The 26,864-nt window shown below is 38.8% G+C and carries 36 protein-coding genes and 2 pseudogenes; 9 read left to right on the forward strand and 29 right to left on the reverse strand.

Annotated elements, in window-relative coordinates; genetic code table 11:
* Positions 1-75: 75 nt before the first annotated feature.
* From ACP69Y_RS07425 to ACP69Y_RS07440, 4 genes are all read right to left on the reverse strand, one after another.
* Positions 76-678 (reverse strand): nitroreductase family protein, encoded by a 603-nt coding sequence (locus ACP69Y_RS07425; protein ID WP_425917512.1) that lies wholly within the window; start codon positions 676-678, stop codon positions 76-78.
* Between the two features lie 281 nt (positions 679-959).
* Positions 960-1,451 carry a hypothetical protein gene (locus tag ACP69Y_RS07430; RefSeq protein ID WP_425917514.1) on the reverse strand — a complete coding sequence of 164 codons (492 nt, stop codon included), beginning with the start codon at positions 1,449-1,451 and terminating at the stop codon, positions 960-962.
* Between the two features lie 101 nt (positions 1,452-1,552).
* On the reverse strand, positions 1,553-2,947 hold the full coding sequence (fumC, locus tag ACP69Y_RS07435; protein ID WP_425917516.1) for a class II fumarate hydratase: 1,395 nt from the start codon (positions 2,945-2,947) through the stop codon (positions 1,553-1,555).
* A 118-nt stretch (positions 2,948-3,065) separates the two neighbouring features.
* Complete coding sequence (locus ACP69Y_RS07440) at positions 3,066-4,073, reverse strand: SDR family NAD(P)-dependent oxidoreductase (protein WP_425917518.1); 1,008 nt, start codon at positions 4,071-4,073, stop codon at positions 3,066-3,068.
* 71 nt (positions 4,074-4,144) lie between these two features.
* On the opposite strand from ACP69Y_RS07440, the gene tusD reads away from it, so the two are divergent.
* Genes tusD through ACP69Y_RS07460 form a run of 4 tightly spaced genes read left to right on the forward strand, consistent with a single transcriptional unit; the run spans position 4,145 to position 5,537 of the window.
* Positions 4,145-4,513 (forward strand): sulfurtransferase complex subunit TusD, encoded by a 369-nt coding sequence (gene tusD / locus ACP69Y_RS07445; protein ID WP_425917519.1) that lies wholly within the window; start codon positions 4,145-4,147, stop codon positions 4,511-4,513.
* A 43-nt stretch (positions 4,514-4,556) separates the two neighbouring features.
* Positions 4,557-4,907 (forward strand): hypothetical protein, encoded by a 351-nt coding sequence (locus ACP69Y_RS07450; protein WP_425917521.1) that lies wholly within the window; start codon positions 4,557-4,559, stop codon positions 4,905-4,907.
* A 20-nt stretch (positions 4,908-4,927) separates the two neighbouring features.
* On the forward strand, positions 4,928-5,212 hold the full coding sequence (locus tag ACP69Y_RS07455) for a DsrH/TusB family sulfur metabolism protein (RefSeq protein ID WP_425917523.1): 285 nt from the start codon (positions 4,928-4,930) through the stop codon (positions 5,210-5,212).
* A gap of 13 nt (positions 5,213-5,225) precedes the next feature.
* Positions 5,226-5,537 (forward strand): TusE/DsrC/DsvC family sulfur relay protein, encoded by a 312-nt coding sequence (locus ACP69Y_RS07460; RefSeq protein WP_425917643.1) that lies wholly within the window; start codon positions 5,226-5,228, stop codon positions 5,535-5,537.
* Between the two features lie 17 nt (positions 5,538-5,554).
* Here the strand turns inward: ACP69Y_RS07460 and ACP69Y_RS07465 are convergent, their stop codons facing one another.
* Together ACP69Y_RS07465 and ACP69Y_RS07470 are read right to left on the reverse strand one after the other, a co-directional pair.
* On the reverse strand, positions 5,555-6,037 hold the full coding sequence (locus ACP69Y_RS07465; protein ID WP_425917525.1) for a winged helix-turn-helix transcriptional regulator: 483 nt from the start codon (positions 6,035-6,037) through the stop codon (positions 5,555-5,557).
* A gap of 186 nt (positions 6,038-6,223) precedes the next feature.
* On the reverse strand, positions 6,224-7,123 hold the full coding sequence (locus ACP69Y_RS07470) for a LysR family transcriptional regulator (protein WP_425917527.1): 900 nt from the start codon (positions 7,121-7,123) through the stop codon (positions 6,224-6,226).
* Between the two features lie 96 nt (positions 7,124-7,219).
* Here ACP69Y_RS07470 and ACP69Y_RS07475 point away from each other — a divergent pair, with 96 nt between their 5' ends.
* Together ACP69Y_RS07475 and ACP69Y_RS07480 are read left to right on the forward strand one after the other, a co-directional pair.
* The gene (locus ACP69Y_RS07475) at positions 7,220-7,666 is read left to right on the forward strand and encodes a CidA/LrgA family protein (RefSeq protein ID WP_425917529.1); all 447 of its coding nucleotides are present in this window, start codon (positions 7,220-7,222) and stop codon (positions 7,664-7,666) included.
* A gap of 1 nt (position 7,667) precedes the next feature.
* Positions 7,668-8,360, forward strand: coding sequence for an LrgB family protein (locus tag ACP69Y_RS07480; RefSeq protein WP_425917531.1), 693 nt, complete (start codon positions 7,668-7,670; stop codon positions 8,358-8,360).
* 70 nt (positions 8,361-8,430) lie between these two features.
* Here the strand turns inward: ACP69Y_RS07480 and ACP69Y_RS07485 are convergent, their stop codons facing one another.
* The 6 genes and pseudogenes from ACP69Y_RS07485 to ACP69Y_RS07510 all read right to left on the reverse strand — a co-directional run.
* Positions 8,431-9,186: an adenosylcobinamide-GDP ribazoletransferase gene (locus ACP69Y_RS07485; protein WP_425917533.1), complete on the reverse strand. Its 756-nt coding sequence runs from the start codon at positions 9,184-9,186 to the stop codon at positions 8,431-8,433.
* Between the two features lie 5 nt (positions 9,187-9,191).
* Complete coding sequence (locus ACP69Y_RS07490; RefSeq protein WP_425917535.1) at positions 9,192-9,812, reverse strand: histidine phosphatase family protein; 621 nt, start codon at positions 9,810-9,812, stop codon at positions 9,192-9,194.
* A gap of 29 nt (positions 9,813-9,841) precedes the next feature.
* Positions 9,842-10,894 (reverse strand): nicotinate-nucleotide--dimethylbenzimidazole phosphoribosyltransferase, encoded by a 1,053-nt coding sequence (gene cobT / locus ACP69Y_RS07495; protein WP_425917537.1) that lies wholly within the window; start codon positions 10,892-10,894, stop codon positions 9,842-9,844.
* The gene (gene cobU, locus ACP69Y_RS07500) at positions 10,894-11,412 is read right to left on the reverse strand and encodes a bifunctional adenosylcobinamide kinase/adenosylcobinamide-phosphate guanylyltransferase (protein WP_425917539.1); all 519 of its coding nucleotides are present in this window, start codon (positions 11,410-11,412) and stop codon (positions 10,894-10,896) included. Before cobU ends, cobT begins: the two co-directional genes overlap by 1 nt.
* Positions 11,409-12,038, reverse strand: coding sequence for a 2'-5' RNA ligase family protein (locus tag ACP69Y_RS07505; RefSeq protein ID WP_425917540.1), 630 nt, complete (start codon positions 12,036-12,038; stop codon positions 11,409-11,411). Before ACP69Y_RS07505 ends, cobU begins: the two co-directional genes overlap by 4 nt.
* A 685-nt stretch (positions 12,039-12,723) precedes the next feature.
* Positions 12,724-13,044: pseudogene (locus tag ACP69Y_RS07510) on the reverse strand (aminoacyl-tRNA deacylase); the annotation flags it as partial.
* A gap of 177 nt (positions 13,045-13,221) precedes the next feature.
* Between ACP69Y_RS07510 and ACP69Y_RS07515 the strand changes: the two are divergent.
* Both ACP69Y_RS07515 and ACP69Y_RS07520 read left to right on the forward strand, forming a co-directional pair.
* Positions 13,222-14,442 (forward strand): tyrosine-type recombinase/integrase, encoded by a 1,221-nt coding sequence (locus tag ACP69Y_RS07515; protein WP_425917542.1) that lies wholly within the window; start codon positions 13,222-13,224, stop codon positions 14,440-14,442.
* Positions 14,443-14,723: 281 nt separating this feature from the next.
* Complete coding sequence (locus ACP69Y_RS07520; protein WP_425917544.1) at positions 14,724-15,485, forward strand: outer membrane protein; 762 nt, start codon at positions 14,724-14,726, stop codon at positions 15,483-15,485.
* Positions 15,486-15,559: 74 nt separating this feature from the next.
* On the opposite strand, the gene ACP69Y_RS07525 is transcribed toward ACP69Y_RS07520, so the two are convergent.
* The 13 genes from ACP69Y_RS07525 to ACP69Y_RS07585 all read right to left on the reverse strand — a co-directional run bounded on the left by ACP69Y_RS07525 (position 15,560) and on the right by ACP69Y_RS07585 (position 24,287).
* Positions 15,560-16,102, reverse strand: a complete 543-nt coding sequence (locus ACP69Y_RS07525; protein ID WP_425917645.1) for a lysozyme — start codon at positions 16,100-16,102, stop codon at positions 15,560-15,562.
* Between the two features lie 245 nt (positions 16,103-16,347).
* Positions 16,348-16,629, reverse strand: a complete 282-nt coding sequence (locus tag ACP69Y_RS07530) for a holin (protein ID WP_425917546.1) — start codon at positions 16,627-16,629, stop codon at positions 16,348-16,350.
* 62 nt (positions 16,630-16,691) lie between these two features.
* A complete protein-coding gene (locus ACP69Y_RS07535; protein ID WP_425917547.1) occupies positions 16,692-17,183 on the reverse strand; it encodes a hypothetical protein in 492 nt (163 codons plus the stop codon).
* A gap of 1 nt (position 17,184) precedes the next feature.
* Positions 17,185-18,300, reverse strand: coding sequence for a gp53-like domain-containing protein (locus ACP69Y_RS07540; RefSeq protein WP_425917549.1), 1,116 nt, complete (start codon positions 18,298-18,300; stop codon positions 17,185-17,187).
* A 2-nt stretch (positions 18,301-18,302) separates the two neighbouring features.
* Positions 18,303-18,893 carry a DUF2612 domain-containing protein gene (locus tag ACP69Y_RS07545; protein WP_425917551.1) on the reverse strand — a complete coding sequence of 197 codons (591 nt, stop codon included), beginning with the start codon at positions 18,891-18,893 and terminating at the stop codon, positions 18,303-18,305.
* Positions 18,886-20,067 carry a baseplate J/gp47 family protein gene (locus ACP69Y_RS07550; RefSeq protein WP_425917553.1) on the reverse strand — a complete coding sequence of 394 codons (1,182 nt, stop codon included), beginning with the start codon at positions 20,065-20,067 and terminating at the stop codon, positions 18,886-18,888. The genes ACP69Y_RS07545 and ACP69Y_RS07550 overlap by 8 nt, the downstream gene beginning before the upstream one ends.
* On the reverse strand, positions 20,064-20,426 hold the full coding sequence (locus ACP69Y_RS07555; protein ID WP_425917555.1) for a hypothetical protein: 363 nt from the start codon (positions 20,424-20,426) through the stop codon (positions 20,064-20,066). Before ACP69Y_RS07555 ends, ACP69Y_RS07550 begins: the two co-directional genes overlap by 4 nt.
* A 44-nt stretch (positions 20,427-20,470) precedes the next feature.
* Positions 20,471-21,145, reverse strand: coding sequence for a Gp138 family membrane-puncturing spike protein (locus tag ACP69Y_RS07560; RefSeq protein WP_425917557.1), 675 nt, complete (start codon positions 21,143-21,145; stop codon positions 20,471-20,473).
* 64 nt (positions 21,146-21,209) lie between these two features.
* Entirely contained in the window at positions 21,210-22,115 is a 906-nt protein-coding gene (locus ACP69Y_RS07565) for a baseplate hub protein (RefSeq protein ID WP_425917558.1), read from the reverse strand.
* A 1-nt stretch (position 22,116) separates the two neighbouring features.
* Positions 22,117-22,410 carry a phage baseplate plug family protein gene (locus ACP69Y_RS07570; RefSeq protein WP_425917560.1) on the reverse strand — a complete coding sequence of 98 codons (294 nt, stop codon included), beginning with the start codon at positions 22,408-22,410 and terminating at the stop codon, positions 22,117-22,119.
* 5 nt (positions 22,411-22,415) lie between these two features.
* Positions 22,416-22,967, reverse strand: coding sequence for a phage baseplate protein (locus ACP69Y_RS07575; protein WP_425917562.1), 552 nt, complete (start codon positions 22,965-22,967; stop codon positions 22,416-22,418).
* A gap of 156 nt (positions 22,968-23,123) precedes the next feature.
* Positions 23,124-23,501, reverse strand: a complete 378-nt coding sequence (locus tag ACP69Y_RS07580; RefSeq protein WP_425917564.1) for a HEPN domain-containing protein — start codon at positions 23,499-23,501, stop codon at positions 23,124-23,126.
* 9 nt (positions 23,502-23,510) lie between these two features.
* The gene (locus tag ACP69Y_RS07585; RefSeq protein WP_425917566.1) at positions 23,511-24,287 is read right to left on the reverse strand and encodes a tetratricopeptide repeat protein; all 777 of its coding nucleotides are present in this window, start codon (positions 24,285-24,287) and stop codon (positions 23,511-23,513) included.
* A 116-nt stretch (positions 24,288-24,403) separates the two neighbouring features.
* On the opposite strand from ACP69Y_RS07585, the gene ACP69Y_RS07590 reads away from it, so the two are divergent.
* On the forward strand, positions 24,404-24,766 hold the full coding sequence (locus ACP69Y_RS07590; RefSeq protein WP_425917568.1) for a hypothetical protein: 363 nt from the start codon (positions 24,404-24,406) through the stop codon (positions 24,764-24,766).
* On the opposite strand, the pseudogene ACP69Y_RS07595 reads toward ACP69Y_RS07590, so the two are convergent.
* The 4 genes and pseudogenes from ACP69Y_RS07595 to ACP69Y_RS07610 form a co-directional block, all read right to left on the reverse strand.
* A pseudogene (locus ACP69Y_RS07595) lies at positions 24,763-24,966 on the reverse strand (hypothetical protein); the annotation flags it as partial. The gene ACP69Y_RS07590 and the pseudogene ACP69Y_RS07595 overlap by 4 nt on opposite strands.
* A gap of 87 nt (positions 24,967-25,053) precedes the next feature.
* A complete protein-coding gene (locus tag ACP69Y_RS07600) occupies positions 25,054-25,440 on the reverse strand; it encodes a DUF4054 domain-containing protein (protein WP_425917570.1) in 387 nt (128 codons plus the stop codon).
* Positions 25,440-25,820, reverse strand: a complete 381-nt coding sequence (locus tag ACP69Y_RS07605; protein ID WP_425917572.1) for an STY1053 family phage-associated protein — start codon at positions 25,818-25,820, stop codon at positions 25,440-25,442. Before ACP69Y_RS07605 ends, ACP69Y_RS07600 begins: the two co-directional genes overlap by 1 nt.
* Before the next feature lie 12 nt (positions 25,821-25,832).
* Entirely contained in the window at positions 25,833-26,843 is a 1,011-nt protein-coding gene (locus ACP69Y_RS07610; RefSeq protein ID WP_425917573.1) for a DUF2184 domain-containing protein, read from the reverse strand.
* Positions 26,844-26,864: the final 21 nt, after the last annotated feature.

Below are 26,864 nucleotides of genomic sequence, written 5' to 3' on the forward strand. Positions count from 1 at the left end.
TTTATAAAGGCAGATTCAAAAAAAGAGAGGTCATATTGACCTCCCTTTTTATTTTCTTTCTTGTAAAATCAACAATTATTTAAAAACTTTAAAACGCACTGCATCATCCATATAAGCTTTGTCTTTGGCTTCACCTTCTACTGAACCAAACACGAGCTGTGCACGAAGTTTCCAGCTTGCAGAAATATTCCATTCAGCATGTACTTGCTCATCTACAATTGGGTTGTAATGCTGAAGAGATGCACCTAAACCATCCGTATGTAAGGCAGTCCAAGTCGCGAATTGTGCAATGGCTGTAGAATGCTCTGCCCAAACCGGGAAGTTATCGGCATAAGATGGGAACTGCTCTTGCAAGCCTTGAATCACGTCCATATCTTCAAAAAATAGAACGGTACCTACACCGGCAGCAAAGCTATCCATTTTAGCTCCGGTTTTTGCAGCAGCGTCTTCATCTTTCGCATAAGACTTGAGTTTTTCTTTCACAAATCCCCAAAACTTTTCATGCTCATCATTAAATAAAATTACGGCACGTGAAGATTGCGAGTTAAAAGATGATGGACTTTGCTTAATTGCATGTTGAATCAATTCAGTTAAGTATTCTGGACTTTGTTCTACATTTTTACCCACTGCATAAATGGTACGGCGTTTATTAATTAAATCTAAAAACTGATTCGACATTTACTGAAATCCTTTGATATTTCCTCGGGAAGATTTGAAACAATCCGCTTAAACTGTTAAGAAAATGTGAAATATTAAATTTCATAACAATGAAGACGCAAATTTGTTACTGCCCTACCATATGCAATAATAATTCCAATATCTAGTACATTTTATTGATAATTAAATCTTTAATTTTTTATATAGAATCTTGCCTAGAATTCAGCCAGACCTTTTATAAACGACGCGGCCATAAAAAATCCCCCAATATTTGGAGGATTTTTACACTATTTCATTCTATTTTAGAATTTAGCATGCAATACACTTTGCGATACTTTATGCTTCCAGATATCACGTAAAGTTGGCAAATAAAATTTCTCACCAATTTCAACCAGTTCAGCATCAATCAATGCATGAATTTCGTGCATAAATAAATAATCCAGTTCAACTGTTTTCAGCATCTTATTGGCCTTGGCAAATTCTCTACGTTTTTGTTGCGCGGCTTTTATCAATTGATCTGCATAGTTCTTATTTTTATATTGAGTAATCGCATTTAGACGTAATTCAATCACGCCCCAGCCACTTAACAATAATTTGAACAACTCAAAATCTTTTGTGGTCGATTCCCAGGTCATTTTATCCAAATTTTCGTCGTTAGGAAGCACAGGAAGAAGCAGTTCCATCACACTCGGAAAAATCTTTTTAAAATTCAAAATAAATTTAACAGGATGCTCACCAGGATAATCCTTAAATTGCACCTTTTTCTGAACATCTGTTAAATAAACATCAAGCATAATCAATCATCAGCAGTTAATTTCTAGCTATATTGTACGCATATATGCAGCAGATAAAAACCACTGATGATCAATAGATCAGTGTTCAAGCCTTTAGTTACTTATTTCACGTTAGCCGAAACCATATTTTCAGGGATCACCACGGCATCAAACTGTTCTGCTGTCACCAGGTTCAATTCAACCGCAACCTGTTTTAAGGTCTTGCCTTCTTTATAAGCTGTTTTTGCCACTTTGGCAGCATTTTCATAACCAATCACAGGGTTTAAAGCCGTAACTAACATGAGTGAATTATGGAGGAAATAATCAATTTTTTCACGGTTTGGTTCAATTCCGACGGCACAATGATCATTGAAACTATTACATGCATCACCCAGTAATTGAATCGATTGCAACAGGTTAAATGCAATCACGGGCATAAAGACATTTAACTCAAAGTTACCCGAAGCCCCTGCAACATTAATGGTCGTATCATTACCCAGTACTTGTGCAACTACCATGGTCATGGCTTCACTCTGGGTTGGATTAACCTTGCCTGGCATAATGCTTGAACCAGGTTCATTTTCTGGAATACGAATTTCACCAAAACCGCAGCGTGGTCCACTGGCTAACCAGCGAATATCATTGGCAATTTTATTTAGACTTGCGGCTAAAGTTTTTAAAGCACCCGACGCAAATACCGCAGCATCACGCCCGGCTAGAGCTTCAAACTTATTTGGTGCAGTGACAAATGGCAAATCGGTTAATGTCGCCAATTGTGCCGCGGCTTTTACTGCATAATCAGGATGTGCATTTAAGCCAGTCCCGACAGCAGTTCCTCCTAAAGGTAGCTCATACAACCCTTCAAGTGCCTGATCTAAACGTTTCAATCCGTGGTCGAGCTGTGATACATAGCCACTAAATTCTTGCCCCAAAGTTAACGGGGTTGCATCCTGTAAATGTGTGCGTCCAATTTTAACAATATCTGAAAATTCCTTCGATTTTTCGTCTAATGTATCGCGTAAACGTTGTACTGCTGGAATGAGCAATTCGTTCATTTGCAGGCTCGCTGCAACATGAATGGCAGTCGGGAAAGAATCATTGGTCGATTGCGCACGGTTCACATGATCATTCGGATGTACTGGCTTTTGCGAACCTAAAGGATTGCCCAGTTTCTGATTGGCAATATTAGCAATCACTTCATTACAGTTCATGTTACTTTGCGTACCCGAACCTGTTTGCCACACCACCAATGGAAACTGTGCATCCCATTTTCCAGCAATCACTTCTTCCGCTGCATTCACAATATAATGCGACAACTCATGAGGAATTTGATCTAGCTCGGCATTGGTCATCGCTGCTGCTTTTTTTACCAAACCCATCGCACGAATCATTGGTCGTGGTAAGCGTTCTTGCCCAATTTTAAAGTTTTGCAAACTCCGCTGTGTTTGCGCACCCCACATTGCTTCACTCGGAACTTCAACATCGCCCATAGTGTCGTGTTCAATACGTGTTTGCATCCTCAACCTCATTTCAATCTAGTTATATAACTTTAGCCAATTCATCTGTTTTGACACATTTAATGATCTTAATCAAATGCTTTATAATTGTAAATGATTATTATTTACATACAATTTTTTAATGTCCTTTTAGTGTTTGCTGATAAAACCGCCATGAATCTTCTATGATTTGGGTAATTGTGCGTTTAGGCTGCCATTTCAAAATTTCATGCGCTTTGCCTGTGGTTGCCCCAATCTGGTCTAATTCAGCATAAGTATAAAATGGTGCATCTATCGTTTTAATTTCGCTCTGGGTGACTTTGGCGACTTCGTTCAGTAAAGCACGAATGGACATATTCTGCCCTGCAATATTAAAAGCATCACAGGTATAGGGTTGAATTCTGAGCCATTGCAAAGTCGCTATAATGGCATCACAGCAATCCAACACATGTAGAAAGCTGCGTTCGACGGTACGGTCTAAGGTGTGAGCTTGCTGACGTAACTCAATATAGTCTCGTTGTTTGGCGGCAGCTTGCAATGCCAAGGGAATAATATTTTTAGGCAAAGGTGCAACAAACTCTCCTAACACAGCATGTTCAAAGGCGCCTGCAATATTACTCAATCTCAAGATTGCAATTTTCCATTCCCTGTCGGTCAGTGCGGTATCGCGTATGATTTCTTCCACCATTTGTTGCGACTTTACATAAGGGTTCGGATAAGCATAGTTAAAAGGCATATCTTCAGACAGGGTTGAACTCGACTGCCCATATACGGCCAAACTGGATAAATGGATTAAGGTTCGGACTCCTGTGCGCTGCATGGCACGCAGCAAACTCATAATGCAGCTAACATTATCGTTATAGTATTCCAGCGGTTTAAGTGCCGATTCCTCAATTGATTTAAAGCCTGCGGCATGAATGACCGCTTCTACAGAATATTGTTCAAAAACTTTATTTAAAGCCGGTGTATTACGAATATCAATTTTGATAAATGGCACATACATGCCGGAAATAAATTCGAGACGTTCTAAGGTTTGTAAACTTGCATTGGATAAATTATCAACAATAATGACTTCTTGCCCATGCGCCATGAGGCTTAAAGCAATATGTGAACCTATAAAGCCTAAACCACCAGTCACTAAAATCATTGTATACTACCTTTTTCTTATGAAGTTTGGATGCATCAACATTGGATTGGGCATTCCTCAAGTGAATTTCGATGAGTACCTTATTACTAATTACCTCTGCTCCAACCTCGATCTATGCCTGGCATGCGCTAGGTCTGACACAGGCCTTACATGCTAAGAATCAAGCATTTCGCGTGTTTTTTTATCAGGACGGTGTTTCTGTTGCGAATGCTTTGCAGTGGGCTCCTGATGATCAACGCCATTTGACTGAAGAATGGCAAAAGTTAGCCATTCGCTTACCCGTTTGTGTGAGTGCTGCCTTGGCACGTGGTATTACCGATCTGGAAAATGCGAAACGACATCAAATTAGTCAACATAATCTTGCACAAGGCTTTGAATTGGTTGGACTTGGTGAACTTGCCGATGCCGTCCAATCAGCACAACGTCTGATTCAATTCTAAGGCGTTATTTTCAGGAATTTGTTGCTTTTAAAAGGTAAATTGTGTGAAATCTGTACTCATTATTTTAACTCAAGCCAATCTTGCCAATTTACAAGTGCATGAAAGCTTGTCTGCCACGATGGTATTGGCGACTTTTGGCTGTGAAGTCAAAGTCTTGCTACAAGATGCAGGCTTAAGTTTACTCAATTCAGAACTGCAATTTGAACAGCTTAAACATGCCTTTAAAATTGCATCCAATATGGTCGATAGCTTTGAGTTTTACGATCTCACTCCTGTCTTGGTCGAAAAGAAAAGTCAGAATTCTCACTTTGTTGTTCAAACTCAGCAGGATATTGAATTTGTTGAACTGAATAGTGAGTTTATTCAAAGTTTTGATTTTGTGCTGTACTGGTAAAGATGAAGAGTGAAATGATCATGTCGAATAAAAGCTTATATTTAGTGCAAAGTAATTTTTCAGCTACGCCATCCGTACTGGCAAAACTAGAACAACTGTACAGCCCTGAAGATACCGTTATTTTAATGGGTGAATCTGTATTGCAGTTTCAACAGCCTTTCTTGCAACAAGTGAATTGTGTTTATGTATTAGAGAACGATGCGGAAATTTTAGCGGGACAAAAAACAGAGAATATGCAGATTATTTCGTATGCCGAATTTGCAGACATCTGCTTGAATCATACTCGCTGTATTCGTTTGAACTAATTTGAGATTAATGATGAATTTAGAACTCGATCAAGATGGTCACTTAGTCGATTACACCATTTGGAATGAAACAGTTGCGCAAGAATTGGCAAACACTTTAAGTTTAGAACTTACAGCATGGCATTTTGAAGTCTTGCATGCAGTACGTCAGTTCTATCAACAGTTTGGTCATTCACCTGCGACGCGCCCACTAATTAAATTTCTGATGAAAACAGTCAGTTCCGACATTAATAATGCAGTGTTACAAGACAAATTTAATACCGGTTTGGTGGCACGTCATTTAAGCCGTTTGGCAGGCATTCCGAAACCACCGAATTGTCTATAAAGATGATTGATTCAGATTTAAGACTGTATTTTATGCTGTTCTAAATAATTAAAATAATCTTGGGTCAATTCGGGTTTAACTTGTTTGGCATGAAGGGTTCCATTGCATTCGGAACACACCAGTCGTGGTGTGATTTTATGACCACAGCTTTTATGGGTATATTGCATTGGCTTTCCGAAGCCCTTATTCATCCATTCATCTGCCCAATTGGCCATCGACATTAAAATTGGATAAAGCGCCAAACCCTTTTCAGTCAAATGATATTCATAACGCTCTTGTCGTTGCACGTAAGGGGTTTTGACTAAAATATCATTTTCAACCAAACGTTTTAGACGGTCGGACAGCACATGACGGGTTACCCCTAAATTTTGTTGAAAGGATTCAAAACGGCGTGTACCCAAAAAGGCATTCCTTAAAATCAGTAATGTCCAACGATCACCAATAACCGATAAGGTTCTGGCAATTGAACACGGTTGATCTCCAATATCATCCCATTTCATAAAGAAAAATCATCAACAAAAAGTTTAACCCAGAAAAGTTACTGCATTCATCTCGATATTGAAAGGCTTGTAATCGGAATCCACAAAATTCCAAAACAAAAAATTTATTATATTCAGCTTTTTAAAATGATCAGTTTAAATTCATCATTCCACATAGAACCCCTTATTTTATGGGTGATTGAATGATTAAAAATGAATTTCATCCTGATTTTCTTCAATAATTTTTAGCCACGCTCGGGTCGCAGGATTCATTGCAACCGTATTATTCCAGGCCATACTCAAGGTCCAGTTGATATTAGGATTTTCCAATATACTGACGTTATATTTTTCTTGATCCAGTTGTTCACAATAGGTTTTTGGTAGCAATGCGATTCCAACATCCGATTCCACCATTTTGGCAATAAAGTCCCATTGACTACTTTTGCACACCACCTTGGGTTCAAATCCGACATAGTGGGCTGCTTGTATAATCATATTATTTAAACTAAAGGTATCGGCATACAGTAGAAATGACTCTTCTTTCAGTTCAATTAAAGAAACTTTTGCTCTATTTTTCCATTGCGTATCTTTACGTGAAAGTAAACATAAAGGCGAATCAATAATCGGAATGCCACTTAAAATCGGTTTTAAATGCCCCAGTAAAATCCCGACATCTACTTTTTTTGCCAGAATGGCATCTTCAATACCCGTCGCACCAACTTCTAAAAAACTTAATTCAATATTGGGATATTGCTTGTGAAATTTGGCAATTAGGCTGCTAAGTAATGCCGATCCTACGGGTGGAAGTCCGATGGTTAATTTACCCTGTTTCAAATGTCGTACTTTAGCCACTGTTTCAAAAATACGCTGTTGCTCTTGCAATATCACTAAAGCATGCTGGTAAATTTGCTCCCCCATATAAGTCAAAACGACATCGCGTTTTCGACCTTCTTCTCCCTTATAAAATAAAGGCACGCCAATTTCTTGTTCTAAAGCATGAATTGCCTTACTGATTGTGGGCTGTGTGACACACATTTCTTCCGCTGTACGTGTGAAACTTTGCAGTTGCACAATTTTAACGAACATAGTCAAGCTCTTAATATCCACAAAACATTCCATCTAGGCATAATCTTTTTTTTATTATTCATAATATAGATAGTCGGTCAAATCTAAACTACACCTAAGCTTTTATCTCTTGTTATTATGTCTACCTCTTTACTCTCTCCCAAGCTGCTGCATATTGCTCAAATCATTCTGCAATTGAGTTTTCTGGTCATCATTTGGTGGGTCGCTTCAGTTATACAGCACACACTCAATTTACCTGTATCTGCCGGTGTAATTGGTTTGTTGTTGGTTTTATTGGCTTTGCTTAGCGGTCTATTTAAGTTGCAATGGATCAAAACAGGTTCGGATTTTATTCTGGGAGAACTGGTCTTATTATTTATTCCCTGTGTCGTCGGCATCATTAAATATAAAGATCTGTTTTTGACCCAAGGTTGGCAAATCATTCTTGCGGTATTTATCGGCACAATTTGTGTGATGCTTGCAACTGCATATAGCGTCTATTTTGGTTTTAAACTAGAAGCGCGTTTAAAGCAAAAACATAAGCATAAGCATCATTCTGATCCACTGCTAAAACAGGGAGAGTAAGATGAACCTGGTTGCTATTCTCTGCTTTATCATTACGTTAATGGGTTATGTGCTGAGTAAAAAATTGCATCAAAAATATCCCTATATGCTTTTAGCTCCGGGAATTTTTGTGCCATTTGTCATCATTGTGCTGATGGTCATTTTTAATGTCTCTTATGACACCTACATGATTGAAAATAAATGGCTGATCTGGATGCTTGGCCCTGCGACCATTGCTTTTGCCATACCTATTTATGAATATCGAAAAGTCATTCAAGAACATGTGCTAGCGATTAGTTTGGGTATTGTTGTAGGTATGATTGCTGGTGTGATGAGCTCGTTTTATTTAGCAAAGTTATTCAACTTTAATCAAGAAACCACTTATAGTTTAATGGCGCGTTCTATTTCCACACCATTTGCCATGGAACTGACTTCACATATTGGCGGTTCGGTGGAACTGGTGATTTTATTTACCATGATTACCGGTATTGCCGGCGTTGCCATGGCCGATATGATCTTGCTTGCATTAAAGTTAAATTCACGCTTTGCGCAAGGGGCAGCTTTAGGCAATTCAGCACACGGTCTTGGCACCAGTAAAGCCTTTATGCGTCATCGTGAAGAAGGTGTGGTTGCCTGTTTAACGATGGTACTTTCGGGGGTGTTTATGGTGTTGTTAGGACCTGCGATTATTCGATTTGTAGTGACTTACCTTTAATCATATACAGTTGAAGCCAATAGAAGCGTGATTCTATAGAACTGAATCACGCTTCATGAAATATGAATATTTAAATCCAAACCACAGGCAAATAAAAACTAAATACCACCAGACTTAAAAGACTAACCGCCTCACAAATTTCAATACTTGCTCCGACGGTATCGCCAGTAATTCCACCAATTCGCTGGATAAATTTGTGTCTTAAATAAATTAAGGTTCCTAGAAATATCATTGCAGTTAAAATACCCACCCAGGCAAAATATACAGATGCAACTAAACACAATATGAATAGAATCACTGCGTTTATTTTAGGAATAAATTCTGCAATTGAAGATCCTAAACCTTTTTCACGCACATATTGGGTAGTCAAAAATAAAAATAGTGGTGCTAAACGCCCCAAAATCGGAACTAAAAACAGGGCTGAATAGAGTTTTTTTTCTAATAATACATACAGTGCCGACCATTTAATCAGACACAAAACAATTAAACTTAAAACCCCAATCGGCCCGCAACTCGGGTCTTTCATAATCTTTAAAGTGCGTTCTTTATCGCCAAAACCACCGACCCAGGCATCAGCGGTATCAGCCAAACCATCCAGGTGCAAACCACCCGTCAGCCAGATCCAGAGCACTAAAATTAAACTGCTTAGCAAGATCACCGGCAATGCATGCAGCACCGTGGCGATAGCAAATAAAATTGCACCAATTATCAAACCAATCAATGGATAAAACAGTAAAGATTGACCATTTTGCTGTTTGCTCGGCATTTCTTTTAACTGAATAGGAAATGTGGTTAAAAACTGCAAAGCAATAAAAAATGGTGTCATTGCTGTTATTCCTTGAGCACATGAATTGAAGCATCTTTATGTATTGTAAAGGAATTGAGTTGACCTAACTCTGCTGACATTTTTAAAATATCATCCAGCGAATGATTTAAGGCGATACATTTTAAAAGTTTAATCACACCGCCATGCGTCACCACTAAAGCATGCTGCCAACCATTTTCCAACATCTGTCGTTGCATTTGTTCGAGACTAGTGAAGATGCGTTGATAAAAGTCCTGCATATTTTCAGCATTCGGTGGAGTAAATTGAGTCGGTTGTTGCCAAAAATTCGCCAGTAATTCCGGTTCATTTTCATAAATAACCTGGGTAGATATGCCTTCCCAATCGCCAAAATGCATTTCTTGCAAACCTGCATCATAAAAGAGAGGTCGTTGTTTTTGATCTGCAACAGTTTCAGCAAATAAACGACAGCGTTTTAAGGGTGAACTAAAGATCACATCCCATTGCATATTGTGATGCATGGAATCTTGCTTGGAAACATGCAAAAACTGATCGATGGTTTGCTGCATCTGCGCCCAACCCAAATCGGTTAAATCATCATCTGTAGAACCGCGCAAAGTATGACTTAAAGTCGTTTCACCATGACGAAGCAGATCAATCTTTAACATGTTCAATATCCTGTTGAATCCATTTAAGGTTAAACCTTTTCACCAATCACAGCAGCTTCTGCAAAAGTTGCCATGTTGTTATGCAGACTACATGCCAGTTTAATCACCCCTAAAGCAGCTCCCGCACCACTGCCTTCACCTAGACGTAAGTTCAGTTTGAGTAATGGATTGGCATTCAGTTCCTGTAATAAACGTCGATGTCCATATTCTGCCGATTGATGTCCAAATAGCATCCATTCACGAACTGCAGGATTTAAACGTACCGCCACAAGCGCTGAAACTGTGGTAATAAAACCATCGACCACCATAGCTAAACCCAATTGTGCACAACGAATATAGGCACCCGTCATTGCAGCAATTTCCAAACCTCCCACCGCGCAAAGTGCTTTAAAGGCATCTTGACCGACATAATCTTGGTGTAAAGCGATGGCCTGGTTAATGACATTTTTTTTATGAATTAGTTGTTCTTCACGAATTCCTGTACCCACACCTGTGAGCTGTTCAGCAGGTTCATTCAGTAAATAACAGGCAACTGCTGATGCTGAACAGGTATTGCCAATGCCCATTTCCCCTGCGACATAAATAGACGCACCATAAGCAATAGCATCTTCTACGCTTTGACGTCCCAGATTCATTGCTTCAATACACTCAGCTTCAGTCATGGCAACCTGTTTGGCAAAATTCGCTGTACCTGGAATAATACAATGACGTTCTACGCCTGCATATTCATAGGCATTACCCACAGACCCACAGTCAATAACTTGTAATTTGGCATTGTATTCTTTAGCAATCACACTGATACAAGCGCCACCCGTGGTGAAGTTTTGCAGCATTTGACGAGTTACAGCTTGTGGGTAGGCAGAAATATTTTCTTCCATCACGCCATGATCACCGGCAAAAATCGTGATCCAAGGCTGATCTATATTGGGACGTGGATTGTCTTGCAAACTTGCCAGTTGCACAGCGGTATTTTCAAGTTCAGATAATGAGCCTGTTGGTTTGGTCAGTTGTAATTGACGTTCTTCCGCCTTTTTTTTTGCTTCCGTACTTGGCGTTTTACATGCATCCAACCACCAGTTCATTATTTCTCTCCTTTTAAAATCATGGGAAAACCTGCCACACAAAAAACCACTTTATCGGCAATTTGCCCCAACTGCTGATGCAAACGTCCGGACTCATCCACAAACTTGCGGCTAAGTTCACCCATTGGGATCACGCCTAAGCCGGTTTCATTACTGACTAAAATAACGTCTGATTCTAATATCGGTAAAATATCCAGCAGTTTTTGGCATTGGTGCATCTGCAATTCAGGATTTTCATGCATCAATAAATTGCTCATCCACAAGGTTAGGCAATCGACTAGAATCACTTGATTGGGTTGATCTAGCTCAATTAGACAATTGGCCAGATATAAAGGCTCTTCAATCACAGTCCAGTGCTTTGGACGTTGCGCTTGATGATGATGAATACGTTCTTGCATTTCGGCATCAAACGCTTGTGCGGTTGCAATATAAGTTACCGCCACACCTGAATCTTTTGCAGTTTGTTCTGCAAGGTGACTTTTACCAGAACGGGCACCACCTAAAATAAGTTGCATCATACGTCACCCAATTGAAATTGATGAAATGGATAGAGCTGACCTTGCAATATTTTCGCGTTATATGTGCCAAAAGTCAGTTGGTCGACTGAAAATTCAAAGCTTTTTTGTTCGATGCTGTTGATACGATTAAAAATTAAATCACTATTAAAATCTTGACGATACAAACCTAAAGTCAGATGTGGACAATAGTCGAGCGGTGCAATTTCATCGCAACTTTGACCGAGTAAATGACGCAATTTTAAAAGTGCATCATTTTCATCAATAATTTCGACAAATAAGGCACTTTCAAAACTGTTGATGCGACCGGTTTTTAATTGAATTTTGTTCTGGGAATCATCGGTTAAATGTCGAATATGTTGATGCATTTTTTCAATGCCAAAATCATCATTCCACACCGGGTTTTGTTCGGTGAGGAAGCCACAAATAAATAAAGTGATGTGAAATTGGCGGGTATTGGGCGTGTATAAAAAATCTGAAAAAGTCGAACGCAGCTGATTTAAATACTCTAATAATTCTGGATGCTCAATTTCGATATACCATAACGAGAAATGCTTACGTCCACGATGCCATTCAGGATAATCCCCAGAAAGTGTAGGAACAACGGACGTAGAAGGCTTTAAGAACACATCAAATCACTTTAAACTCAATAGTGTTATTAAAACATGAATGTCACTAATTTTCTCGAGGTATTGATTTAGCAATATTCAATCAACAATGAATTATATTCAGCTTTCACCTATTTAAAGCATGAACCTCGATGTTTTATGAAAAAGCTCTAAAATCTATCCTAAAACAATGCCCTACGAATTAAAACTAAACTGGCACCGATGACTGTTACATAGTTTTTGATAATAGATGAAATAAATAGCCAAAAACATAAACATTAAAATTAACAGATAAAATGGATACTCACTGTGCCACTGATACAAACCGGTACTGACCAGTGGACCAAATACAAAACTTAAAGCCTGTATTGTGTTGATTCATTATTTAATTTAACTCAATTTTATTTTTATAGACTTAAAATAGCAGCTTAAGAGATGTTATCCATTTTATATTCAACCCATCTTTTTCGGTTTTTCTAACTATGTGATATTTTCGGCAATCGGCAATCGGCAATCGGCAATCGGCAATCGGCAAATGTGACTATCTTTCTCTTATAGAGACATACAGGATATTTGAGAACACTAACTATAAAGATGAATTATAACCTACTTATAACTTAGTTTTTTGAGCGAAAAACCTGTGGGAAATAATAAGTAGATGACATACAAAATTATTAGGACTTGTTCTGAATACAACGCTTAAGTTTTAATCTTGATCTAAAACACCTGCAAACTGTGCGCCCAAGACTTTGACTAAATCTTGTGGTTTTACCCCAATATCTAGGCCTCGTTTACCACCACTGACATATATTTTAGTCAACAACTCTGCAGAAGCATCTACCACCGTTTTTAAACGCTTTTTTTGCCCGATTGGACTGATACCACCTACCAAATAACCAGTTAAGCGTTCGGCATCTTTAGGATCTGCCATATGTAATTTTTTAGCCCCTACCGCTGCAGCTATTTTCTTCAAACTTAATTGATGTGCAACCGGCAAAACAGCGACATAATAATTTTTATCATCGGAAAAAAATACTATAAAAATCTAAGCAAACCTAGAGAAATCAAAATTCTTTATTTTCCTTTTTAAATAGCCATTTAACAAACCTAAGCAATTTAAAGCAATCTATGCAAAATTGGATATTGTGAGTAATATCGTGAGTACCACTGCCAATACTCACTTTAAATTTAGAGTTACTCACACATGATCACAGATACTAAAATTAAGAGCCTGAAAGCCCAAGAGAAGACCTATAGAGTAGCTGACCATAATGGCTTGTGTATAGAGATTCGACCAAATGGATCTAAGTTGTGGCGATATAGATACCGTTTTAATGGTAAAGCATCCATGTTGAGTTTGGGTGAGTATCCTATTGTGGGTTTAGCAGATGCCCGTAAAGCACGTGATGATGCGAAACAGCTTTTAATTAATGGAACCAATCCATCTGAAGAGCGCCAGAGACTAAAAAAAGAAACCATAGAAATTAATACCAATAATTTTAAGAACGTATCAGAAGAATATATATGCGAAATGCTGATCCAAAGAACCGAGGGATATAGATCAAAGGTAAGGCGATCACTTGAGATTGATATATGGCCTGTAATCGGTGACAAGAATGTAAGGGAAATTTCATCTGCTGATGTTTTGCAAATACTTAAAGCGACGATTACTCGTGTAAGAAAAACAGGCATTAGGGGTACTGGTGAAGTTACAGCAATGAATAATCAGAAAATTATAGGTGCGATTATGCGCTATTCGATTGCTACCCTTCGTGCTGAGAATGATCCCACTTATGCTGTACGTGGTTCTGTGGCAAGGCCTGACATTGAACATGCGAGACCACTAACAAAGCAAGAGCAGACGTTATTTAGAACTGGTGTTGAATCATATAAAGGTTCAAATACTGTAAAAAATGCCTTACTCACACTTGCATACACAATGCTTAGATCTATAGAGATACGACGGATGAAGTGGGAATATGTTGATTTCGATTTAAAGATTATAAATTTCCCTATAGCCTCAAAGACAAATAACCAGGAAAGAACAACCAAAAAGAATCGCATTCATATTGTGCCAATGTCGACTCAGCTTTTTAATATTTTAAAGAGTCAGCATAATGAGTCAGGTAATAAAGAATATGTGTTCCCCGCGGTTTATCAATTCAAAAATGAAGGCATGGGTATATCAACAATTAATGTGGCACTTAAAAGAATTGGACTCAAGACCATTACAGCTCATGACTTCAGGGCTACAGCTTCTACAATTTTGAATGAAAAAGATTTTGATGAGAATTGGATAGAGAAACAACTGGCTCATGCAGATCAAAATAAGACTCGAGCATCTTATAATCATGCAAAATATCTGGAACAACGCAGAGATATGTTACAGCAGTGGGCTGATATTGTGGATGGATGGAAGGAGTAATATGAGAAATGGCCCCACTTTCACCATGGGAATACATTTAATTACTAGCTTTAGGAGTTCAATTTGTTTGGGAGAGATTGGCTTATAAATAAGAAGGGAAATTGAGGAGAAGTGACTTGAGAGTTAATTATACATTTTACGGTTAAATAAGCCGCACTTTTCTTTCATCAAATGCATAAGTAGATGACTAAAGTATAATAAATAATGATATTGTATTTGTTTTGTAAAATACTATATGCTTGACTATTAATGTGATTTATTTCAACTTAACAGGATTTAACATGAAACAAGTACTATTAACATCTATATTTGCTATCTCATTTTCAAGTTTAGCGTATGCTGATAATGGGTTTTATGCATCACTTAAGGCAGGTATCAGTGATACCAGATTTGATAATAGTAAAGACCAGTTAACTCTTGCTGATAATGAATTTAATTTTAAGCAAACCTTTCATAATACAGATGCAGATGAGAGCATCTATCCGAATATATCTACTGCTATCGGTTTTGATTTCAGCAAAGTAAGTAACGTAAATGCTCGCGCTGAATTGGAATATACATACAAGGATAAAGCTAAATTTAATTCTAATTTAAACAGAATTACGTTTGAAGAGGGTGAAGAATCTGAATCAATAGATGTGCCTAACGGAACTCCAAGTTTCTTTATCAATGAGCTTAGAACCCAATCTTTAATGTTTAATGCTTATTATGACTTTAAAAATACATCTAAATTTACGCCATATTTAAGTGCTGGTGCAGGTGTAACTCGCATCAAAAACAAGCAAACATTAAATACAGAATTTGCTCCAGAAGAAAACTTAAATCTATCTGATACAAGTAACAGTTTTACTTGGGCAGCAGGTGTTGGTGTAGCATATAAAGTAACTGAAAATGTTGCTCTTGATTTAGGTTATCGCTATCTAGATGCGGGTGAAGTTGAATTTAAGAATGATGTTAATGATTTTGGAGAATCCGGTCGTTTACAGACAACTGCTGATTTAGTGTCACATGATTATTCATTAGGTATTCGTTACAACTTCTAAGAAGCTGAAAGAAATATAGTATTCTTAATTAATATTTCTATTGTAAAAGCCCTCACTTGAGGGCTTTTAAATCACTACTTCAAAAACAACTCACGCTCTTTAGCTCTGCGATTCACCAATCCCTGCAAAACTTTACCACCACCCTTATTCCAAACGGTAAACTGATCTGCGGCACCTTGATAATCGCCAGCGTTCAACTTTTTAAGCAGGGTGGATTTCTCAAACGCACCTGTGCCAATGTTGTATGTGAGCGATACGAGTGCATCAAACTGGTTTTGTGTAAGTGGTACTTTAACCAAATCATTAACTGTTTTTTCAAAGCGTTTTAGATCATGCGCTTTAAATTGTTTAGCTTGTTCCAGTGTGCAAGAATCACCTTTTTTAACCTTCAGGCCACTTGGGTAAACTGTGGTGCCAAAACCAATGGTCCATACTTTGGCCGGGCATAAATATGCTGCAAGTTCACACCCTTCAAAACTTGAAAGTAGATTGATTCCGTTTGGGCTTATTGATTTTTCACCTTTAAAACCTGCAAGCAAATCATTAATTTTACTTACTTGTGTTTGAGTAAGAGAACCACCTACAATTTTTCTAAAATTACTAAACAGGTTTTTCAAATTATCGTCAGCACTTGGGACTGCAGCAAAGCTTTGAATCTGATGCAATGATGGCTGGTATAGCTTTTTGCCGATATATGATAATACAACCATTAAACCGCCAGTGACATACGCATGATATTCAACTGGAATAACCTTAAAATCTACCGCCCACTGTAATGCCGGAATTAATACAAGCATTAAAAAAGCCCCCAAGATCGGGAGCTTTACGGACAAATATTGCCATGCATTTTCATTTGTAAATTTCATTTAATACTCCACTTTGATGATTGTGATTTAAGCCAGTTTTCAATAAATGTACTTCCTAAAATCCCGAGGCTTGATGCAATTGCAATCAAAGCCAGTGGATTGATGTCTGGGATTTGCAGCACGATAGCGCCTGCAATCGTCGAAGTTGCTGCGCCAAGGATTGTTCGGCCTATCGTTAAGCGCCAAGTAAGCTTTTCATCTGAGACAAGCAGTTTGGCAAAACCAATGCATGCCCCGATTGTGATAAGCAAAAGTAAATTTTTCTCATGCTCCTGCATGAATCCCCCTTAATTTTTGGCAAAAAAAATACCGCATATGCGGCCTATTTGATTTCTATGTTTTACAACATTAATGCTTGCTCCCACATAGTGTCGATTTGCTCATCAGTCCACCCAAGCAAGTCTGACATATAAGCAACGGCAGGGCTTAAACGCTCAAAGTCATCGGATGATGAATATTCGATCTGCATACGTCGTCGTTGCGTTGAATCCTCAATTGCATCGATAGCGTTTTCAACATCATCCAAAAAACCGTGATCAAGCATATAAAGCTGAAATTTTCGCTTTGTGAGTTTCGGTAATGATCTTCGTTTCAGAAATTGTTTTTCTTCTTCTGTCCGGTCATCCACCCATTCCGCATTATTCCAGTAGTGGAATTCGCTTGGCCGTCTCTCTGAAAATGTTAAATCTATAAAAACATGATGTCCGCTATTTATTTTGTCTAGCGCGAATATATGCTCCTCATCACTAATGCTTATTGCATCATCCGGAATGTTCTGATAGTTCAAAACATCATCAAAAAATATTTGTGTTTTTTCGCTAAATTTAATCATATCAATACCCTATAGCAAACCAAAAAGCAATTGTGCTTGTTGCTGCTGATGAGTTATAGCGCAGGTTAAAGCCTGCCTTTGTAACACCAGTAGCTGCTACGTGCGCCGCATTACTTGATGATGTTGATAATTCATTTTCTGTTAATTGCACATTTAAACAAGTATTCGGAAATGTAACAGGGAAAGTTGTCGGCACGGTTTGCTCATCCGATATTCTTGCTGATGTCCCCCATTGAAAAATCAGGCCATCGCCTAAATATTTATAACCATTGGTTGACTTTAAGCTTTCAAAATTTTGTAATACGGCTGCAATTGCAATATTGCCCGAACCGTCAAAATTCGCAGAACCCGTAACGGCACCTGTTAAACCGATCATGCGCGCATTCGCTAGTTTTGTAGCTGTAGCCGCATTACTAGCAAGCTGTTTGCTTTCAGAAGTATAAAATTCAAATTTTTTGGCATCCTCTAAACTATTTGAAGGAACAGAAATCCCATATACACGGCCATCTATTACCGATGCACCTATAGCAAAAGTACCGCCCCCCTCAAGTGAGGAAACCATCCCCGCCCCATAAGCCCCAAACAATTGAGCGGCACCATTTTCAAAAAACGGAACTGATAATCCATAATAAGTATTTAAAAATTGCTCTAGCGTTGCACTAGTCCCAGCTCTTGAACTACCCGCTTTCATTAACTGGTTTTTTTCCAGTCCTACAGGAATATTCTGTTCAGAAACACCTGTCAGTAGCCCCTTTTGATTTACGGTAATTACTGGAATTTTAAGATTTGTTCCATAAGTATTAGCAACAACACCTGAGTTTGCTAGGGTCAAAATAGCAGAACTATTTGATGAGCCGTCATAATTAAATGAACCTGTTCCAGCACCAGAAAAACTGACAGTACGGGCTGTTGCTAGTTTTGTTGCACTAACCGCGTTCGCATCTTTATCGAGTTTATTATCAACAACTTCATTAATTTTCAACATTAATACGTTGAACAACCAGTTAAACCACTGACGAGCAGGTTTTTTACCAACTGGAAATCCATCTAGTAAAGTCAGATCGTCAGTATTTTTTTGTCCATCTTTTGCAAACTCAGGTAGTTTTTCGATAGGCATTTTCAATCCTCAATAATTAGTTCAACGCCGGCAGGCAATGGAAAAAACATTTGCACTAATATCTTTTGCGTCGTTGTAAATTGCGTAGCAAGATTTTTAAAAGTCACAGTCATATTGTTGTTATCAATAACTTTGAATTGATAATGATTGAGAACAAAACCAAGTATTTCTTTAGTTTCGTTAATATTTCCTGTGCTCTTATTTTTAAGAATTTTGGCTTTAATTAGTCGCCTTAAAAAATCGCCAGTTGGGATTAAACCACCCGTACCACTTTGGCCAGATTCACGAAAATACCCACCCACATCAGGATCATCTGTCTCGCCAAATGTGAGTGAATTTTCTTGATCAATGAAGCCAAAATATTCAAGCTGTGCAGCACCAGAAATAATGAGTGGTGTACCTGTCCAGTGCGCCAGATTTTCTAAACACTTTCCCTGTGCCGTTTCCAAATCATGAAATTTACTTAAATTTAAAAGCATGTTTTGGCAATCAACGATCGGGCTAAGGGTTGCTTTTATTGACTCTATAAATTTTGGTTTTTGACGGTGCTGACTTATTACCAAGTTGACATACTCATTAATGTTTTTATCCACTTGTCACCTCAATCACAATTTCATTTGAGTCGCAGAAAGCCACATTTCCGAATGCAAGAGTGTAGTCACCGGCATGCTCAACACCATTTGCAATAGTCTTAATACTTACTACTTCATATGTTTGAGATTGTTCAGCACCGTACAGATTTGCCACGCCAGTAATTTTATTTTGAGTAATTTTATCACCAATATTTAAAGCATTGGTGTATTCAGCTAGAAGATTTTTAATGGTGTCCTCAGTATCTGCGCTATATGATTCCTTAGTCGCAATAGAGAGCTTGTAACTAATATTCGTCACATCTGCACGATAAATAGAAATGACTTCTGGCTCGTTATAAATATTTAGAATAGTCACGTCAGTATTGCCATAGTAGCCACACCCCATAGATTTCTTAATGTGCATGAGCTTTGCAATTTGCTGTGAATCACCGCCATGAACAACAACGCATGCTGATTTTGGAGGAATGTTATTTGCATCAACCGCACTGGTTTTATTGTCAAAAGTCACACAGCGCGTCACACCGTTTAGCGCAAGTATTGCACCTCGCAACCCTTCAAGCTGAGACATTGAAGCATTCGCTGTAGATAGTGATTGGCGCTGTCTAAGTTTCGTGTCTGATTCAGCATCTTGACCGACACTTGAAGAATTTGGATTATTCATGCTGTGCCAGCCGCGAGTCGGTTTTCCAATCTTTGTGACAGTATTTGGCATTGCAATTACTGCACCTGCCTTCTCTGCGGTAGCTGTCACAACAATTGATCCACTCGGGGGAATGGTGATATTTACAGGTAAAACCCATACATTGTTGCTTGTGTCAGATGCGGTTGCATTAGTGATACTTGTTCCTGCTAGGCCGGTAATAAGCACATCGACAGTTGAATATGTTGCAAGCGATGGCTTAATACCATTCAAAGCAACATTACGCGCCAATGCTTCCTTCGTTGCAGTTTTTGGTGACATTGTTGAATATGACTTAATTGCAGCAGAGTTACAGTCAGAAATAGCTTTTGCAATAACACCGATCCATTGACCATCCTGCGAATCATTTTCTAAGTAAGCATCCTCACCATAGATTTTTCGATTTTCAGCTTTTAGAAATTCAACAATTTCATAGTATGTCGGGGCGACTGGCCCTGCTTCAGCCATGACGACCGCTACCGAGGAAATGGTCATGCTCTTAGCTCCTCTTCTAATAATTGTGCGTTTCCATAAATTGTATTAAGCGCAATGGAGATTGTAAGTTTTCGAGTTTGCGTATCTAGATCACCTGAGAAATCTTCAATGCTTTGAACACCAGGTGTCTCCAAAACTCTTTGCCGTAAAGTCAGTTCGTATAAGTTGCCAGACTGCTTTCCAAGAATTGACTGATTCCATCCTGTGCCATCGGAAGTATCTGCAAACCACTCACCCACCCATAAATTGAGCCGAGTCAAAACAGCTTGTGCCACTGCTTCAGGTGAGTTGGTGTGAAAGCTATTTGCACCGGCACCAAAGACGTAATCGCCATTTTCATCTAGTTTTCTATAGCGCATAAAAAAAGCCGCCTTTCAGCGATCCCTCAATTTGATTTAGATAATTATTTAGGTGTATTGGTATCACTACCGCCTGATTGAATGCCGCCATGCTTGTGGCTAAATAAGCTAATGGTTTTAGCTAATACATCAGAAAGTGATTTAATAATTCCATCAACTGTAAGCGTACTTTTCATTTCAACAGGGTGATGGAAAACAGATTTGGTTCCAATAAAATTAATCACTCCATCTGGCGTAATCTGAATTTTGCATGTGTTTTCATCATTGCGAATCTCTAAATTAGTCGTTGAAATATCGCTAATTTTATTCGCTTGAGATTGTGGTCGAAAGAATGCAAAACCGTCAGACAGGTCGTGTTTTCGTGTATCAAAAGGATTTTGAACACCGCCTGATTGCCACCAGACATCTATATTGCGTGATGCAAAAGATACAAAGCACTCATCACCAATGTTAATTGGGTGAGTAATAGTGAATCCTCCTGCACATGGGAACATGACGGGGACATCCATTAATAATGGAAGCTGTACCAATTCAACAGACCCATTTATTTTTTTAACTGGCACCTTGATTGTGGGTTGCACAACAACTGTGACTGCATCAGCATCATAGCTATCAACAATGCATGGCAGTGAAGTCCAAAGATTCGCCAACTCACCTCGTGTAGCATCTTTTATGATTTGAAGCATATCCGGAGAGCGTTCATTTAATGATATTGTCATTGATCTGGCCTCGCTGTATAGGATATTCCAGACTTTGGAACTGTCGCACCGACACCAATACAAACTAGGCTTGTATACCAGTCACTGCCACGATTATCACCGCTATGCGTAGCAGAGCAGAGCAGATAATAAACATGCCATCTGCACCACTCGCTAGTCTTGGATTTTTGAACGGCTGATCTAGACCTGCCGAACCCCAAGCAACGTCGTATGACTCGGTTTGCATATTGGTCATATCGACCTGCACCCGCCCACCCCATTTAAGTTTGGGATTCAGCAAGCAAGTGATATTTAAGCCCTCACTGGTTAGCTGTGGCATGCCAATAACGCCCGTTTTTGAACTTAATATCTGCACAGGTTCAATCGTGTATTTATCAACGATACGCATGTGAATTTCTTCATCTGACAACGTGTAAGCAAGGTCATTATCTTTACTGAATTGCTGCATATTTGCATCAAGTGAACCGAACAATACACGCCCACGTATGAGTTTTTGATCGGATAATTGCGGTGATTCCCCAAGTTGTAAACCTGCACCCTCATATTCTTTTAAGAGTATATTCTTGGTTCCATTAACACTTGTTCCAGCAGGAACAGTAATACCAATAACGCTATTATTTTTAGCAACTTTGCCAGATACTGCCAAAATACAAAGCCATGTATCTGTCTGGTTGTCACGGCCTCTACGATACTGAAAGACCTCTCCTTTAAATAAGGTTGTAAATCCTGAATCTTCATAACCAACTTCAAGAATTACTTGGCAGCTAACCTTTTGGTCATCCGCATCACACAGTTTATCCATTGTGCTTTTAGACACATTGTAGATGTAAATTTCAGCAGCTTTTGGTGCTTCAGTTGTTGGCTGAGAAACATTGAAATAAATATGAAAATCGGATAGATCTAATGCTTCAGGCGCATCTTTGTTAATTTGAATCGTAAGTCTGCATAATCTTCCCCATTGCAGCGACATATCAATCCCTCCAAAACAATTGAATTTTTACACCCAAATCATTAAATGATTGGCTTTCATCTGCATTGCTATTCAGTACATATAACCCGCCTTTGATTAAATGCTGATGCTGTTCCAGTAGATTCACACCTTGCACCATCGGCAGTGCCGCCAACATTAATTGACCTGCGCTGTCAGAGATATCTAGGAACCAAGTATCCAAGCGGTAAATTAGGCGCAACTTATAGATTATTGAGCCAAGTCGAACATTGAATTGCTGATTAGTCTTGATTAGCGGTATTTCATATAAAGCCATAATGCTCACCCAAAAGGATTAAGAAGAGTGTAAGCGCCACCAATATCACCACCAAAAGCCCCTCCAATTACTGAGGTTGGTACTTCTTTGGCCTGAACAGTGCCACCATTTTGAACCGATGCTGTTCCTGCAGGCGAGGCTTGATTTTCAACAAGCACTGTTGTTTCTGATGTCATGACTCTAATCACCTTTTTGAATGTGATATCAATCATTAAAACGTGTTCTGTTGTCTTTTCAGTTGTGCATGAAAGCGACTTAATAAGCATGTTCGTATAGAGCCTTTTCCCACTCATAACGATCAAGTGGACTTTGCTTTTTTGTAGTTTTTGCAATAATTCATAAACAATAATCAGACTTATTGTTCCGCCCAGAAATGAGTTACCAACATAGCCGTTCAACTTTCCTGCGCTTTCAGACCACCCCACTTTCATTGTGAGCTCTGGTGCTTCCATATAGGCATGGTCTGAAATAGATGCACCGGCCTCTGTTGGATGCTCAGTGATATTTAGTTCATCTTTGTGCTTTTCTTCAATTGTCACATCTGCAAAAAGGCCCATGATTGTTCGGCCCTTACCTGCAAGTAGTAAAGATCCGACCGACTCGGTTAAAGATGAAGATGTGACGGAATTAATTAATGAGCCGATGGTCATGTTTGCTTTTCCTTAGGCGTAAAAAAGCCCACTCTCAGTGGGCCTAAATTGAATATCAAATCATCAAAGGCTACTAACACCTTCTAATTCACTAATAATTTTTTCACAAATTTGTATTGCTTGATTTGCAGTTTTCTCGGTAACCTCCACATCGAGTTTATAATCAGACTCCACTCTCAAAATATGGAAGTTATTGAGTCTAAAAGCGATGCTTTTTAATTTATTATTGGCCGGACGTAGTGCTACTAAGGTATCTCTCAAGGACTTATGCGTTCCGCCTTTATAAGCATTAACAGGAACCCCAAGACTGATAGCCTTTTCAGATACTTGATGAAATGCACAATAATAACTTCGACTTACAACTTGCCTGAAATCAATTTCACTCAATGGTGATAAGGAAATAATCTTCTTTGAAAAGTTCAAAAACTCAATACTATCCACAACTTTCCCTTATCTTGCTAAATTAGTTGAATAATTATCAGAGGTGAATATTATTGGATATTTCAGTAACTCCTCATAATCATACTTTTCTAGTAAATCTACCAAAGCATTATTCATCTCATCATTTAACAATCCAACAGTTTTTAAATCCAACTCTGGGTTAAATAAAATAGTTGATACATTTGAATCTGATACATCTGGATATCTTGTAATCTTACCTACACAATTTGAAAAAAATACAGTATAAGCCGCACTCAAAATATCTCTATATATTTCTAATTTTAGATTACTATTCTCTAATTTATTGATTTCATTTTTTAGATCTTCTAATTCAGTCTTAACATATTTTTTATCATCTTCATTTAAGGATTTCATATCATTTATCCTTTCATCATAAAAATCATAACTTGCGGCGGTACCAAAAAAAGCAAAAAAATAAGTTGAATCCAAAGTAAGTTTATATGCCATCCAGAAAACATCTAACGCTTCTTGATAAAGTCCTTGGTGAGAATAGCAGTTTCCAATAACTCTGTACGCCATGGCTTTATGCAGATTGCTTTGCGTAAGCAAAAGAGCTGCTTGGGCTGTGCTTCTAGCTTTCTCATTTTCATTTCTATACGTATCTAGAATCGCTAGCATGAGCTTGTGTTGAAAAAGATCAACAGCTTTTAAGCTCTCCGCCTTTCTTCTCCAAGACTGTATTTTGAATTCACTTTTAGTTTTAACAACACTTGAGAAAATTTCGCTTAATAAATCTGAGTAAACAGTTTTAGGAGCTGGATTCATTAACTAGTTTCTCATTTCAAAACATGGCATAAGTCAATTTATTATATCAACTAACTATTTTTTTGTACTATATATTTGTAGCATACGATTAAAACTACATTAAGAGCAAAAGACGAATGAAAAAACTACTACTTTTAATGTTATTAGCATGTAGCTCAGGTGCATATGCACAAGTAAATTGCTCACAATTAAGTGAGATTGCTGATGATAACTATACTGAGCTAGATGCATTAACACTGTTTAAAGTTTCTGGAAAAAGCGGTTCTCGTGCTTACTTTTATTCAGCACCATCAAAAGCATGTAAAAATAATCAGGTATTTGTAATACCAAACGACACTGTCGTTGCTTACTACTCGTTCAATAATGAGGGGCAGCAATGGCTTTATGCTGTATACACTAGCAAAAACAATGTGAAGACCAGTGGATGGTTGCGAAAAAATGCATTAACTTTTGCTGGCACAACCGCCTTGGGTGATTAGCCAGCAAGCGGATTTGTCGCACCTCTAGCCATAAATGCCAATTGATTCTCTTGCTGACGTTTTACCGCATTAGCAGATTCAATTGGCTCTCTAGCACCGTTAATCGTCATATCAGTCTTGAAGCTCTGGTGAATAGTGACATTCGAAGCACTCATATTAGATGAATTGCTTACTTGTGACTTATGGGGGTTGCCCGATGGGATTTCGGCATTTTGCGCAAAGCTGAGATGTTAGCTTTTCAATGGCTTCGAAAATACCAGCCAAACCATCACCGGTCATAGTCACACTCATAACTGAATACCACCCGCGCCAATCATCTGCATGAGTTGATAAAACTGAATGCCAAAGGTTGTTTGATTCCAATGCCCTGCTTCGGTATTTAAGATCGCCGATACATCCATTGACTTAGACACGCTATCAACTGATTTAGATGTCTCGTTGCCGATCACCTTGCCGCCAATGCCACCGATATCCACAAAAGCCATATCACGCGCATATAGCACTAAATAGTGAGCAATGAAGAAGGTTAAGCCGTCATCCAATAAATCATCCCAACGGCTTTCAGGTAACAGCTTTACTCCAAGTTTTAAGTAAAAATTGAATTGTGCCGATGGATAATCATCAACACTGGCGAAGGCTGGCATCGTCTGCCGAAAGGTAGATTCATCTAGCATTATTTAGCCTTTGGATCTGGTTTTGTTTCAGGCGGTGTTTGAGCCTTAGCCAACTGAACTTTTAATGCTTCGATTTCTTTATCTTTACCCTGACTCGATTTTTCTAGTTCAGCAATTTTCACATCAGCTGCAGCAGACTGAACTTTTAATGCTTCATGCTCTGCAACCAGTGCATCATGAGCATCTTGAAGTTCTTTGTTGGCTGCGGCAGAGGCGGTGATTTCTTGCGAATGTGCTTTGACGAACCAGTGTTCAGCAATTCCAGTTTCCACCTCCTGCACACCGGCAGGAAGGGTTACTGTTTTTTGCTGACCATTTTCATCTTTACCAAGATTCACAACGAGTTCTTTCGTCAAAAGGATCTGTACAAGTTTAGTCATGGTCAGTGCTCCTTATAGACCGTCAGCGTAATAAGCAGTTTCAGGGTATACCCATTCAACCGCACCAATACGACCAAAGTAAGTCGTCAATTGGCGTAAATCACGATACTCAAGTGGAGTACGTTGTAATGGCACCAATGGCATACGAACGCGGTTTTCTGATTGTGTATAAACCATCATGCGGCCTGTAGTACCAACACCTCGACCAGTCAACCATTTTGAAGGTTGAATATCCAAAGGCTTACCATTCACCGAGTTCGCCAAAGAGTTCACTTTTAGGAATTCAATAATGGAGATATTGCCCGCCTCACTCACGATGCGACTTACCAGCTGTCCATATTGAACAGGCGGTAAAAGCAATTTATCAGGACAAACAGCAAAGCCGGATGCGATCCAAGCGTTATTCAACACAAGATTTACATCATCTAAGATTTGTTGAGGTGTAGCAGTCGCCCAAGTCGATGTGACGTTAGTTGCCCCAACTTTGCTTGAGTTCACAAGACCCTCTAAGCCTAATTGCGCATCACCGATATAGACTTGCTCATCCACATCCATGTTGTATTTAAGCGTTAAGCCTGCATGTTTTTGCGCATCAACTGGACGACCAACTTTTAAAGCTGATTCAAGTTCAGGCAGTGTATAGCCGATCTGCATAGCCCATAAAGTCAATGGAGATGCAGTTTTGCCAATATCCAAAGCGATACCTTGAATAGCATCAGTATTTTTACCGACCCATGCTTTACCACTACCCGATGGACCACCTGCAGCAGCAAAAGTAGAGTTGGTGAAAGATGATGTTTCATCGGCAATCGATACATCGGAACGCAAATCAATATCACGCGACCATGTGACGCTTGCCAATGGTTCGTGCATGGTTTGGTCTAGGCGTTCAAGCTCTCCAACCAAGAATGCACCAGAGCTATCTACTGTACGTTGGTCAAACGTCAGCATCTGGTCACGCGTTTGTGCGCGAATAGCTGACATTGCAGTACCAACTGCAGCACCTAAAATCAATTTCTTCATGTTTTATTTTCCTACAGACAT

Origin of the sequence: Acinetobacter sp. TSRC1-2 (genome assembly GCF_049895885.1) — a bacterium.
In the GTDB taxonomy this organism is placed as follows: domain Bacteria; phylum Pseudomonadota; class Gammaproteobacteria; order Pseudomonadales; family Moraxellaceae; genus Acinetobacter.